The organism is Cellulomonas sp. URHE0023 (assembly GCF_000688475.1).
Lineage (GTDB): Bacteria > Actinomycetota > Actinomycetes > Actinomycetales > Cellulomonadaceae > Cellulomonas.
The window spans coordinates 91,033-103,899 of the sequence record NZ_JIAN01000005.1 but is presented as its reverse complement, the minus strand read 5'-3'; the positions used below and the strand labels follow the sequence as shown (position 1 = coordinate 103,899).

General features: G+C 71.1%; 13 protein-coding genes. 10 read left to right on the top strand and 3 right to left on the bottom strand.

Annotated elements, in window-relative coordinates; all coding sequences use genetic code 11:
• Window positions 1-18: 18 nt before the first annotated feature.
• The 6 genes from N553_RS0100485 to N553_RS0100460 all read left to right on the top strand — a co-directional run bounded on the left by N553_RS0100485 (window position 19) and on the right by N553_RS0100460 (window position 4,862).
• Window positions 19-1,008, top strand: a complete 990-nt coding sequence (locus N553_RS0100485) for an ATP-binding cassette domain-containing protein (protein WP_028044911.1) — start codon at window positions 19-21, stop codon at window positions 1,006-1,008.
• A complete protein-coding gene (locus tag N553_RS0100480; RefSeq protein WP_028044910.1) occupies window positions 1,005-1,814 on the top strand; it encodes an ABC transporter permease in 810 nt (269 codons plus the stop codon). Before N553_RS0100485 ends, N553_RS0100480 begins: the two co-directional genes overlap by 4 nt.
• Window positions 1,815-1,896: 82 nt before the next feature.
• Window positions 1,897-2,451 (top strand): methylated-DNA--[protein]-cysteine S-methyltransferase, encoded by a 555-nt coding sequence (locus N553_RS20350; RefSeq protein WP_231505124.1) that lies wholly within the window; start codon window positions 1,897-1,899, stop codon window positions 2,449-2,451.
• A 37-nt stretch (window positions 2,452-2,488) separates the two neighbouring features.
• Entirely contained in the window at window positions 2,489-3,505 is a 1,017-nt protein-coding gene (locus tag N553_RS20345) for an NAD-dependent epimerase/dehydratase family protein (RefSeq protein WP_034620378.1), read from the top strand.
• Window positions 3,506-3,561: 56 nt separating this feature from the next.
• Complete coding sequence (locus N553_RS0100465; protein WP_028044909.1) at window positions 3,562-4,068, top strand: thioredoxin domain-containing protein; 507 nt, start codon at window positions 3,562-3,564, stop codon at window positions 4,066-4,068.
• Window positions 4,065-4,862 (top strand): SDR family oxidoreductase, encoded by a 798-nt coding sequence (locus N553_RS0100460; protein ID WP_028044908.1) that lies wholly within the window; start codon window positions 4,065-4,067, stop codon window positions 4,860-4,862. The genes N553_RS0100465 and N553_RS0100460 overlap by 4 nt, the downstream gene beginning before the upstream one ends.
• Window positions 4,863-4,900: 38 nt before the next feature.
• Here N553_RS0100460 and nhaA read toward each other — a convergent pair whose 3' ends face one another.
• Window positions 4,901-6,280: a Na+/H+ antiporter NhaA gene (gene nhaA, locus N553_RS0100455; RefSeq protein ID WP_028044907.1), complete on the bottom strand. Its 1,380-nt coding sequence runs from the start codon at window positions 6,278-6,280 to the stop codon at window positions 4,901-4,903.
• A gap of 54 nt (window positions 6,281-6,334) precedes the next feature.
• Window positions 6,335-7,180 (bottom strand): polyphosphate kinase 2, encoded by an 846-nt coding sequence (ppk2, locus tag N553_RS0100450; RefSeq protein WP_028044906.1) that lies wholly within the window; start codon window positions 7,178-7,180, stop codon window positions 6,335-6,337.
• A gap of 110 nt (window positions 7,181-7,290) precedes the next feature.
• Here ppk2 and modA point away from each other — a divergent pair, with 110 nt between their 5' ends.
• The 4 genes from modA (at window position 7,291) to N553_RS0100430 (ending at window position 11,338) form a co-directional block, all read left to right on the top strand.
• Complete coding sequence (modA, locus tag N553_RS0100445) at window positions 7,291-8,229, top strand: molybdate ABC transporter substrate-binding protein (RefSeq protein WP_231505123.1); 939 nt, start codon at window positions 7,291-7,293, stop codon at window positions 8,227-8,229.
• An 86-nt stretch (window positions 8,230-8,315) separates the two neighbouring features.
• Window positions 8,316-8,645, top strand: coding sequence for a hypothetical protein (locus N553_RS0100440; protein ID WP_028044904.1), 330 nt, complete (start codon window positions 8,316-8,318; stop codon window positions 8,643-8,645).
• Between the two features lie 151 nt (window positions 8,646-8,796).
• Window positions 8,797-10,188 (top strand): MFS transporter, encoded by a 1,392-nt coding sequence (locus N553_RS0100435; RefSeq protein ID WP_028044903.1) that lies wholly within the window; start codon window positions 8,797-8,799, stop codon window positions 10,186-10,188.
• Between the two features lie 94 nt (window positions 10,189-10,282).
• The gene (locus tag N553_RS0100430; RefSeq protein WP_156043640.1) at window positions 10,283-11,338 is read left to right on the top strand and encodes a putative zinc-binding metallopeptidase; all 1,056 of its coding nucleotides are present in this window, start codon (window positions 10,283-10,285) and stop codon (window positions 11,336-11,338) included.
• Here the strand turns inward: N553_RS0100430 and N553_RS0100425 are convergent.
• The gene (locus tag N553_RS0100425; protein WP_028044901.1) at window positions 11,331-12,857 is read right to left on the bottom strand and encodes a molybdopterin-dependent oxidoreductase; all 1,527 of its coding nucleotides are present in this window, start codon (window positions 12,855-12,857) and stop codon (window positions 11,331-11,333) included. The two genes, N553_RS0100430 and N553_RS0100425, sit on opposite strands and share 8 nt — an antisense overlap.
• Window positions 12,858-12,867 lie beyond the last annotated feature (10 nt).

Here is a 12,867-nt window from a genome sequence, read left to right as displayed (position 1 = left end):
TCCCGGAAGGAAGAGCCCATGATCACGACCAGAGGACTGACCAAGGACTTCGAGGTGAGCAAGAGCCAGACCGTGCACGCCGTGCGCGGGATCGACCTCGACATCGCACCCGGCGAGCTCGTCGCGGTGCTGGGCCCGAACGGTGCCGGCAAGACGACGACCATGCGGATGCTCACGACGCTCGTCCGGCCCACGGCCGGCACCGCGACCGTGGCGGGAGTCGACGTGGTCGCGGACCCCGCGACCGTGCGCCGGTACATCGGCTACGTGGGCCAGGGCAACGGCGCGGGCCACACCCAGCACGGAGTCGACGAGCTGTACTCCCAAGGCCTCATCTACGGCCTCGACCGATCGTCCGCGCGACGACGGGCCCATGAGCTCGTCGACGCTCTCGACCTGTCGGCGCACGCGACCCGCAAGGTCAGTGAGCTGTCCGGCGGTCAGCGCCGGCGTCTCGACGTGGCACTCGGCCTGGTCCACGCGCCGCAGCTGCTGTTCCTCGACGAGCCGAGCACGGGCCTCGACCCGCAGAACCGTGCGAACCTCTGGGACCACATCCTGCGGCTGCGCGCCGAGCACCAGATGACGATCGTGCTCACCACGCACTACCTCGATGAGGCCGACACCATGGCCGAGCGAGTCGTCGTGGTCGACCACGGCGAGATCATCGCCGACGACACCGCGGACGGGCTCAAGCGCACGCTCGCCGGCGACCGCGTCGTGCTCACCACCACGGGCTCCGCCGCCGTCGTCGCAGGCCTCGTCGCGAACGTGCCGGGGGCGCGGGACGTGGTCGTGGACGGGTCGCGGATCGAGGCACGGGTGGCCGATGCCGGTACCGCCGTGCCGTCTCTGGTCATCGCCGCGTCGCAGGCCGGCGCACCGCTCCTCGAGGCGCTCGCGGTACGGCCGACCCTCGACGACGTCTTCCTGGCCCTGACCGGCCGGTCGTTGCGCGACGAGCAGTCTTCTTCTTCCGATGAGACCGAAGGGCAGGACGCAGCATGAGCACCATCACCCTCGAGACCCCGACCGTGGCCGCCCCGACCCAGGTCCGCCGTTCCTGGCTCGCCGACGTCTGGCTCGTCACGACCCGTGAGCTGCGGCCTGTGGTCCGCGAGCCGTTCTCGGTCGTCTTCGGACTCGTCCAGCCGCTGGTGTTCCTCGCGCTGTTCGGTCCGCTGCTGGCCGGCTCCACCGACCTGCCGTCCGCCGACGTGTGGCAGTGGTTCGTGCCCGCGATCCTGGTCATGACCACGTTGTTCGGTACGTCGATCACCGGCTCCAACCTGCAGGCCGACATGCAGACCGGCGCGCACGAGCGGCTCCTGGTGACCCCGCTGTCGCGTTCGTCGCAGCTCGTCGGGCGCTCGCTCAAGGAGATCGTGCCGCTGGTCGCGCAGGCGCTCATCGTCATCGTGGTCATGCTCCCGTTCGGGTTCCGCGCCGACCCGGTCGGTGCCGTCGTCGGCCTGGCCATGCTCGCCGTGCTCGGCATCGGGCTCGGGTCGTTCAGCTACGCGCTGGCCATCGCCGTGCGCAAGCAGGAGTGGATGTTCTGGGCCGTCCAGCAGACCGTGCTGTTCCCCCTGCTCATCCTGTCCGGGATGCTCCTGCCCATCGAGAGCGGGCCGCAGTGGATGAAGGTGGCCTCCGCGTTCGACCCGTTGCGCTGGGTGGTCGAGGCCGAGCGTGCGCTGTTCGCGGGCGACCTCGCGGTGTCTGCCGTGGGCTGGGGGTGGCTCGCCGCGGTGCTCACCGCCGTCGTCGGGCTGGTCGTCGGGGTCAGGACCCTTCTGCGGTCGACCGACTGACCTCACGATCCGTGCCCGTCGCGCGTCTTCCTGGTGAGGACGCGCGACGGGCGTGTCGGTGGGAGGGGACAGGATGGGCACCATGCTTCTCGACGAGGACCGGTCGATGCCTCGTGCCGGCGCCGCCGCTGGGGACGGCGTGCGCATCACGCACACCGTGGTGTCGACGCCGCTGGGGCCGACCACGCTCGTCGCGCACGACGGCAGGCTCAGTGCGCTGCTCATGCCGGACTCGAAGTACGCACCTGCCCAGGGGCCGTTCGGCGAGCGCGACGACGACGGGTTCGACCAGGTCCGTACCCAGCTCGACGAGTACTTCGCCGGTGAGCGGACCGTCTTCGACCTGCCGCTCGCACTGGTCGGGACCACGTTCCAGGTGCGGGTGTGGGAAGGGCTGCTGAGGATCCCGTACGGGCAGACCTGGTCCTACGGCGAGGTCGCCGCGGCGGTCGGGCTGGACCCGCGGACGTCGTCGCGGGCGGTGGGTGCCGCCAACGGGCGCAACCGCATCGCGATCGTCGTCCCGTGCCACCGGGTGATCGGTGCGGACGGGGCGCTCACCGGCTTCGCCGCGGGGCTCGACCGCAAGCGGTTCCTGCTCGACTTGGAGCAGGGGACGCCCGATCTGCTCTTCTGAACTGCGCGCCCGGGAATGACCTGGAATCGTCGATCCCATGAGGGTCGTGGTCGTGGGAGCCAGTGGGAACGTCGGCACCGCCGTGCTGCGCAGGTTCGCCGCCGACGAGACGGTGACCTCCGTCGTGGGCGTCGCCCGGCGGGTGCCGTCTGCGGTCCCACCGCCGCCGTACGACGTGGCGCGGTGGGTGCAGTGCGACGTGAGCGGGCCGTACGCCACCGAGCAGCTGGCGTCCGCGTTCGCCGGCGCCGACTCGGTCGTGCACCTCGCGTGGGCGATCCAGCCGAGCCGCAACCGCGGCTACCTGCACGACGTGAACGTCACCGGGTCCAGGAACGTCGTGGACGCGTGCCGCCGAGCCGGCGTCCGGCACCTCGTCGTCGCCTCGTCGGTCGGCGCCTACTCACCAGCGCCCGACGACGTACCCCGCAGTGAGGCGTGGGCGACCGACGGCGTGCGGTCCTCCTCGTACAGCGTCGACAAGGCGGAGGTCGAGCGGCTGCTCGACGACGTGCCCGACCTCGCAGTGGCCCGGCTACGCACCGCGCTCGTGTTCCAGGGCTCCGCGGGTCAGGAGATCGCCCGGTACTTCCTCGGCCCCTGGGCGCCCAAGCGTGCTCTGCGTGGACACCTCGGCGCCCTGCCGTGGCCGGCGGGCCTGCGGCTGCAGGCCGTGCACGCCTCCGACGTCGCGGCCGCCTACCGCGAGGCCGTGGTCCGCCGCGCGCAGGGTGCGTTCAACATCGCCGGCCCCGGAGTGCTGCGCGGGCAGGACGTCGCGGACGTGGTCGCCCGTGGACGGTTCCACGAGGTGCCACCCACCGCGGTCCGGCCGCTCCTGACCGCCGGCTGGCACGCGCGCGTCGTCCCGGTCGGGCCCGGCTGGCTGGACATGGCCCTCGCAGCCCCGCTGCTGGACACCGCCCGCGCCACCCGCGAGCTCGACTTCCGTCCGCAGTGGTCCGCCCGCGACGCCCTGCGCGACCTGGTGGGGGGCATCGCGGCCGGCGCCGGAACGGCCAGCCCACCGCTTCGCCCCCGCCGCGGGCGGTGAGCGAATCTCCCCGTGGTCAGAGCGCCACTCGGTCGCGCGTGAGGCATCCTCGACCCATGACTGACGAGTTCCCGCCGGAGCGGCACGTGTACGGACGTACCGACGCCCCGGTGACGATCCTCGAGTTCGGCGACCTCGAGTGCCCGTACTGCCGGGCCGCAGCCGGCCCGCTGAGGGAGCTGGTCGACACCTCCGACGGGCGCGTGCGGCTCGTGTGGCGGCACTTCCCGCTGTTCGAGGTGCACCCGCACGCTCTCTCGGCGGCGCTCGCGGCAGAGGCCGCCGGTCGGCACGGACGGTTCTGGGAGATGCACGAGCTGCTGATGGGTGACCAGTCACGGCTCAGCGAGCCGGACCTGCGTCAGGCGGCTACCTCGTTGGGCATCGATCCGTCGGAGGTCGCGGGACCAGGAGCGCAGGCGCTCGCCCCCGCGGTGCAAGGTGACTACGCAGCCGGGTTCGAGCTCGGTGTGCAGGGAACGCCCACGCTGTTCGTGAACGGCGAGAGGTTCCACGGCAAGATCACCGCGGACAGGCTGCGTGAGGCGGTGGACCGGGCATGAGCGTGCTGCGCACGGCGATGGTGACGGGTGCAGGGCGCGGGATCGGTCGGGGCATCGCGCTCGGGCTCGCCCGTGCGGGGTACCGGGTCGCGCTCGTGGGCCGGACCCGGGCATCCCTGGACGAGGTCGCCGACGAGATCGGTGGCCTCGCGTGCGTCGCGGCCGCGGACCTGATCGACCCGACGGAGGTCGATGACGCCGTCGCACGGGTCGAGGACGAGCTCGGCGGCATCGGGCTCCTGGTCAACAACGCGGGCGTCATCGAGAGCGCCGCCACGGATTTCGTCGCCGACGACGTCGAGGACTCGTGGCGTGTCATCGAGGCCAACGTGCGCGGCCCGCTGCTGGTCACGCACGCGGTCCTTCCCGGGATGCTCGCACGGGGCGGCGGGCGCGTGGTCAACCTCAACTCGGGTGCCGGGCACCGCGCGATGACCGAGTACACGGGCTACGCGATCAGCAAGGGCGCCCTCGCGCGGTTCACCACCCAGCTCGACGCGCAGTACCGCGACCGAGGGCTCCGCGTGATCGACCTCGCGCCGGGGCACGTCGAGACTCAGATGACGACGGGCATGCCCATGCACGCCGGACGGACGCAGTGGACGCCCGTCGAGGCGGTTGCGGAGCTGGTCCGCGCGTTCGGCGACGGTGAGCTCGACGCGCTGTCGGGTCGGTTCGTCCGGGCCGGTACCGACACGGTCGAGTCGTTGCAGGCCGCGACCGCGCAGATCCTCGCGGCAGACGGGCGCACCCTGAGCCTGAGCAGCTACGGGGTCGACGACCCGATCGCCTGACCGGGTGCTACCGCGCACCGACGTTCGACGCCGCGGCGTCAGCTCGCCGGGGCCGTCCAGGGGAGCGGGGGCAGCGCCGGCGGCGGGCCGTCGCCCGCGGGGGAGCACAGCGGCAGCTTCTCACCGAGCCAGCGCAGCAGGACCGAGCCGATCACCGCGGCTGTGAGGGACCCGGCGAGGATGCCGATCTTGGCGTTGTCGAGCATGACCTGGTCATCGAAGGCGAGCTCGGCGATGAACAGGGAGATGGTGAACCCGATGCCCGCCAGCACGGCGCCGCCGAGCAGGTGACCCCAGCGCACCCGGCCGGGCAGCTCGCCCAGCCCGAACCGCAGAGCGATCGTCGCGGCCCCCGTGATCCCGATCGCGTTGCCGAGCACGAGCGCGACAGCGACGCCGATGGCGAGCCGGGAGTGAGCCGCGGCCGTCAGCGAGTCGGCGTCCAGCGTGATGCCCGCGTTGGCCAGGCCGAACAGGGGCACGACGACGAACGCGCTCCACGGGTGCAGGATCCGCTGCAGCCGGTCGTTGGTCGGGACCGCTGCCCGGGCGGCCAGCTCGGCCAGGTGCTCGCGGTCGGCCGTGGGAGTGTCGATCAGCTTGCGCCCGTACTTCGCGACGGCGTCGATGTCCTCCTGGTCCGCGGCCCTCGCCGGGACGAGCAGACCGACGACGACGCCGGCGAGCGTCGCGTGGACTCCCGACGCCTGCACCGCGAACCACAGCGCGATGCCGGCCACGACGTAGGGCGCCAGCTGCCAGACCTTGAGCCAGCGCATGACGACGATGCCCAGCACGATCGCTGCGGACAGCGCCAGAGCCATCGCGTCGATGTCCGAGGTGTAGAAGATCGACATCACGGTGATCGCGCCGATGTCGTCGACGATCGCCAGGGTGAGCAGGAACAGCCGCAGACGGTCGGGGCACTTGGGCCCGAACAGGGCGAGGATGCCGACGAGGAAGGCCGTGTCGGTGGACATCACGACGCCCCAGCCGTGGGCGGCGTCGGTGCCGCCGTTGAACGCCAGGTAGATCAGGACCGGGACCAGCAGCCCGCCCAGTGCGCCGAGGGCCGGGACCGCGACGGTCCGCTTGTCGCGCAGGTCGCCCGTGGTGGCCTCGCGGCTGATCTCGAGGCCGACGACCGCGAAGAAGATCGCCATCGCCGCGTCGTTGACCCAACCGTGCAGGTCGAGCTCCACCCCCCAGGTGCCGATGTGGAACCCGGCGGTCGTCGCCCAGAACGACTCGTACGCGTCGGCCCACGGCGAGTTCGCCCACACGAGCGCGACGATCGTGGCGGCCAGCAGGTAGACCGCGCTGCCCGCCTCGTTGGTGAGGAAGTCCTTGACGGTCGGCTGCAGGCCGGGCAGCGAGACCCGCAGCGACGGGCCCGGGCTGGTGGAGGTCGCCGACATGCGCACCAAACTCGCAGGTCGGCGCCCCCTACGCAACGCCGTTCACCGAGGGCGTCAGAGGTCCTTCTCGGGGTCGCCCCGCAGCGCCGCGACGTGGTCCGGGACGTACGTCGACATCTCCCGGGGCGGTCGTTCGTAGCCCGTCGAGGCGGGCGGCCGCTCGGGCAGGACGACCTTCTCGTGCGGCACGTCCGTGTAGGGGATCGTGGAGAGCAGGTGACTGATCATGTTCAGGCGAGCGTGCTTCTTGATGTCCGACTCGACGACGAACCACGGGCTCACGGGCACGTCGGTGTGCACGAGCATCTCGTCCTTGGCCCGCGAGTACTCCTCCCAGCGGGAGATGGACTCCAGGTCCATCGGGCTCAGCTTCCACTGCCGCACCGGGTCGTCCAGCCGCGACCGGAACCGCTTGAGCTGCTCGGTGTCGGACACGGAGAACCAGTACTTGCGCAGCAGGATCCCGTCCTCGATGAGCATCTGCTCGAAGATCGGCGTCTGCCGCATGAACCGGCTGTACTCCTGGGGGGTGCAGAACCCCATCACCTTCTCGACCCCCGCGCGGTTGTACCAGGAGCGGTCGAACAGCACGATCTCGCCCGCCGCGGGCAGGTTCGCCACGTAGCGCTGGTAGTACCACTGGGTCTTCTCGCGTTCGGTCGGGGACGGCAGCGCGGCGACGCGCGCGACGCGGGCACTGAGGTACTCCGTGATCCGCTTGATCGTGCCGCCCTTGCCGGCGGCGTCGCGTCCCTCGAAGATCACGACGACTCGCGCGCCGGTGGTCTTGGTCCACTCCTGCAGCTTCACCAGCTCGGCCTGGAGGCGGAAGAGCTCTGCCTCGTAGACCTTGTTGGGGATCTTGCCGGACTTGTCCTTCTTGTCAGACTTCTTTCCCATGGCCCGACGCTATCGGCTGCACGTGCCGAGCACGCGCCCAACGTGACGGCGCTCTGACATGCGGTGGCGTTCCCTGGTCCAGGTGCGCGCCGGTCCTAGAGTCGGCGTCCATGACCACGTTCCGCACGGACCAGGAAGACCGAGCCGGCAGGGGATCGCGACGCGCGGCTCGTCGCGCGATGCACGACCGCCGGCCCACGACGTCGAGGGTCCGTGCGTTCGTCGTCGGCACCGCGGTGCTGATGGCCCTCGCTGCGTGCGCCGACCCGAGCACGCCGGCCGAGACGAGCGCGCCCCGGACCACCCCGACCCCGACCCTGACCCCCGAGGTCTCCGAGTCCCCGGGCCTCACCGGCGAGCTGACCGTCTCAGCCGCTGTCACGCTCCAGGGAGCCTTCGACCAGATCCTGGCGGACTTCGGCGACGAGTTCCCCGGCGTCACGGTCGAACCGCCCGTCTACGGCGCCTCCCCGGCGCTGGCGACCCAGCTGGTCGCAGGCGGGGCGTCCGACGTGTTCGCGGCTGCCGACGAGGCCAGCATGGCGACGGTAGCGGGCGCCGGGCTCGTGGACGGCAGCGCGACGATCTTCGCGACGGACGCCCTCGTGATCGTCGTTCCGGCCGGCAACCCGAAGAACCTCCAGAGCCTGCACGACCTCGGCGTGCTGTCCGACTCCGGCGGCAAGGTCGTCTTCTGCGCTGCCACCGAGCCCTGCGGCTCCGCGGCCCACAAGGTCCTCGACACGTCCGGGGTGGGCGTCAGGGCGTCGAGCAACGAGCCCGACGTCCAGGCGGTCCTGGCCAAGGTGCAGTCCGGCGAGGCGGACGCGGGCCTGGTCTACCGGGGCGCCCTGCAGGGAGCCGGGGACGCCGTGGCAGGCGTCGAGTTCGCGGAGTCGACGGCCGCGGTCGTCAGGTACCCGATCGCCGTGCTGACAGAGCCGACTCCCCGGACGCACAGTTCCGAGGTTGCGCAGGCGTTCGTCGACTACGTGCTGGGGCCCCAGGGCCAGGCGATCCTGGCGGCAAACGGGTTCGGCGCGCCCTGACCCGTCGCAGACGGCCCCTCCGGAGGCGCCGGCCGGGCGTCGGTGCGTCTGCGAACGTCTCCGCATCGCGAAACTACAGTTCGGCTATGTCGCGCTCCGATGTGACGGCCGCGGTGACCGTGAGTGAAGCGCTCAGCCGAGAGCTCGATGACGACTACGTCGGGCTCTGGGTGGTCCCGTGGCACCTTCGTCGGGAGCTGTCCAGCGTGAGCGACACCGAGATCCGTGAACTCGCGGAAGCGATCGTGCGCGCACTCGTTGCACGAGACGTGGTCCTGGGCGACATCGACGGTGAGACGGGGGAGTTCTCGCCGTGGGACTCGGTCGACCCTGTTGGTGTCGCGATGACGCGGTGGGCAGGTCTTGGCCGCGACCCCAACATCGGTGAGGTCGCGTGGCTGGCGCGCACGGACTGACCGCGGTCGGGTAGCGCCGCCAACCTCACAGACGCTCTCCGGGACCCGTGCGCGAAAGGTTCCGTCGGCGCAACCGTGAGCACAGCCAGGCCGAAACACAGCCTCCCTAGCGTTCGGGACGTACCCCACCCCGTCCTTCCCGGAGGTTCTCATGGCGACACCGCTCGTGACCGCCGACGCCCCAGACACCACCACGGCGTCCGCAACGCTCGACACCGGCGCCCTCACGGGTGCGCCGATCACCACTCGTCCCGGCCGGTGGATCGACGGCTGGAACCCTGAAGACGCAGGTCAGTGGGCGTCGGTCGGCAGGTCGATCGCGCGTCGGAACCTGGTCCTGTCGATCTTCGCGGAGTTCCTCGGGTTCGCGGTCTGGGCCGTGTGGAGCATCGTGGTTCCGCAGCTGGCCGGCGTCGGGTTCGTGCTCAGCGTCGACCAGACGTTCTGGCTCATCGCGGTCCCGAGCCTGGTGGGTGCCACGCTGCGCATCCCGTACACGTTCGCGGTCCCGCTCTTCGGTGGCCGCAACTGGACGATCATCTCGGCGCTCCTGCTGCTCGTCCCGACGATCGGGCTGGGCGTCGTGGTGCAGAACCCGTCGTGGGGATTCCCGGCGCTGCTTGCGGTGGCGTGCATGGCGGGTGTCGGCGGCGGCAACTTCGCCTCGTCGATGGCGAACATCTCGTTCTTCTACCCGGAGCGGGAGAAGGGTCGGGCGCTCGGCCTGAACGCGGCAGGCGGCAACCTCGGCACCGCGGCCGTCCAGTTCGCCGTGCCGTTGGTGATCGTCATCGGCGCGGGTGTCTCGCTGGAGCGCGCCGGCTTCATGTTCGTGCCGTTGGTGGTCCTCGCGGCGATCCTGGCGTGGCGCTACATGGACAACCTGTCCAACGCCAAGTCGGACCCCCGGGCCTACGGTGTCGCCGCCCGGATGCGGAACACCTGGATCCTGTCGTTCATCTACATCGGCACGTTCGGTTCGTTCATCGGGTTCGCGGGCGCCTTCCCGACGCTGCTCAAGGGGCAGTTCCCCGACGTGACGATCTCGATCGCGTTCGCCGGTGCTCTCGTCGGCTCCCTGGCCCGCCCGCTCGGCGGGATCCTGGCCGACAAGCTCGGCGGTGCACGAGTGACCATCGCGGCGTTCGCGATCATGGGCACCGGTGTCGTCTGCGCGATCTTCGCGCTGCGCGCCCACTCCTTCGGTGCGTTCCTCGCCTCGTTCCTCGTCCTGTTCACGGCGACGGGCGCAGGCAACGGCTCCGTCTACCGGATGATCCCTGCGGTGTTCAGCTTCGGAGTCACCGACGCCGCCGACCGCGCCCGCCGCATCAAGGCCGCGGCCGGTGCGATCGGCATCGCGGGTGCGATCGGCGCTTTCGGCGGGTTCCTGGTGCCGCGGGGCTTCGCAGCCTCCACCTCGCTGACCGGCAACATCCAGGCCGCGCTCTGGGTGATCGTCGGCTTCTACGTGGTCATGGGACTGACCACGTGGGCCGTCTACCAGCGGCGCTCCGGCAGGTTCGGCTCCACGGTCATCTGATCCCGCTCGTCTGCACGGCACCGGTCGCGGGCAGTCCGCGGCCGGTGTCGGCGCGTCGAGGCTGAGAGGCACGCGGGGGGCTAGGTTCACGGGCGTGGACGTCTTCCGTTGCCCCCGGTGCGCAACCATCGCCTTCATCGAGTCGACCGAGTGCTCGGCGTGCGGGCTGGAGATCGGGCTGCACCCGCCGACTCTGACGATGCGCGCGGCGCCGGAGCAGGGCAGCGACGTCGGCGGGTCGTGGTGGTTCCCGTGCGGCAACCGGCCCTGGGGCTGCAACTGGCTCGTCGCGGGCGACTCCGGGTCGGGTCGGTGTCTGGCCTGCAGGCTCACGCGAACCCGACCCAGCAGCGACGACACGTTGGCGCTGGAGAAGCTTGCGAGCGCGTCCGCGGACAAGCGGCGGCTGCTGGTCCAGCTGGCGGACCTGGGGCTGCCGGTCGTGCCCTGGTACGAGAAGAAGGGCGGCCTCGGCTTCGACCTGCTCTCGTCGCGTTCCGACGGCGCGCGCGTGCTCATCGGGCACGCCAACGGGATCATCACGATCGACCTGGCCGAGTCGCTCGACGCCCACCGCGAGGCGCTGCGGATCAGCCTGGGGGAGCCGTACCGCACGATGCTCGGGCACTTCCGGCACGAGGTCGGGCACTACTACCAGTGGATCCTCGTGGAGCAGACCGGCTGGATCGACGAGTGCCGCTCGATCTTCGGCGACGAGCGGGCCTCCTACAAGGACGCGATCGCCCGCCACTACCTCGAAGGTGCGCCGCGGGACTGGCAGGAGGGCTACATCTCCCAGTACGCCACGATGCACCCGTGGGAGGACTTCGCGGAGTGCTTCGCGCACTACCTGCACGTCACCAGCACGCTGATCACGGCCGGTGCAGGGAACCTGAGCGTGAAGATGGAAGGGGTGCCGACGATCCCCGACCGTGGCATCACCCCGCGCACCAGCTACGCGGACGCCACGATGGACGACATCCTCGGCGACTGGCTCCCGCTGGCCACGTTCTTCAACCGGGTCAACCGCGCGATGGGCAAGCACGACCTGTACCCGTTCGAGATCCCTGAGCCGGTGGCCCGCAAGCTCGACTTCGTGCACCGCGTGGTGACGTCCTCGCGCGTCGAGGTGCCGCTCGGCGTCAGCTGACCTTCACGCGGACCGTGTCGTAGCCGGTCGCACCGTCGGGGACCTCGCCCTGGACGGCCCCGGTCTGCGGGCCTGCCGGGTCGAACGCACGCACGTAGAGCTCGTGGTCGCCCGGCTCGGCGTCCCAGGTCCAGGTCCACTGGCGCCACGAGTCGATGCCACCGTCGTCGGCGAGCGTCGCGTCGTTCCAGGCGCCGTCGTCCACGCGCACCTGCACCCCCCTGACTCCCCGGTGCTGCGCCCACGACGTGCCCGCCACCACGACGGGACCGGCGGTGACGGTCGTGTCGCGGCGGGGGACCTCGATGCGCGACTGGGTCTTGACCGGACCCTCGGCCGACCAGCCCCGCTGCGTCCAGTACGCCTGGGCATCCGCGAACCGCGTGACCGTGAGGTCCTCGACCCACTTGGTCGCCGACACGTACCCGTACAGCCCCGGGACCACCATCCGCACCGGGAAGCCGTGCTCGAACGGCAGCGGTTCGCCGTCCATCGCGATGGCCAGCAGGGCGTCGCGCCCATCCATCAGCGCGGCCAGCGGGGTACCCGCGGTGAAGCCGTCGACGCTCCGGGACAGCACCATGTCCGCGTCACCGGTCGGTCCCGCCTTCTCCAGCAGCCCCTTGATCGGCAGCCCCAGCCACTTCTGGTTGCTGATCAGGTCACCGCCGACCGGGTTGGACACACATGCCAGCGTCACGTACGCCTCGACCAGGTCCGAGGCGATCAGCTCGTCCCAGGTGAGCGTGACTTCGTTCTCCACCATCCCGTGGATGCGCAGCCTCCAGGTGGACGGGTCGACGCTAGGAACGGTCAACGCGGTGTCGATCCGGTAGAACTCGTCGGCGGGCGTCAGCCAGGGGTCCACGCCATCGACCCCGACGTCCACGCCGGCCGGCACCGGCGCGGCGGGCGTGCTCGCCTTCGGGATGACCAGGCCACCGCGCGCCTGCTCAGCCTTGCGGGCAGTGGCGCCGAAAGTCCGCCCGATGACCAGAGCCAACGCACCGGCCGCTCCGGCGACGAGCGACGCCTGCAGGAACCCGCGACGCCCCTGCGCTGCCTCGCGCTGCGACGCGGACGCATCGGGGATGCGACGGATCAGGAACCGCAGCGTCCACAGCCCAGCTATCGTCCCGACGACGCTGGGCACCCCGGCCAGCGTGCCTGCGTCGGGCCGCGCGGTCGCGGCGAGCGCGGAGACCGCACCGAGCAGGACGACCAGAACCGCACCCCACGCCCACCTGCGGGCGGCCAGCACACCCGCCAGGGCAGCCAGGGCGAGCAGCACCACCACCTCGCCGAGCGCGAGCACGAGCTTGTCGTTGGTGCCGAAGTTCGTCGTCGCGAACTCCTTGAGCCACGCCGGGGTCGCGTCGACGAACGCCGAGCCGACCGCGACCAGCGGGTCCGACGACGGCCCGGTCAGCAGCGAGACGGCCGCACCGACGCCGATGGTCACCACCCCGGCGACGAGCCCCGCGACCGCCGCGAGACCGGTCTCCCGACGTCCTGCCATCGTCGCCTCG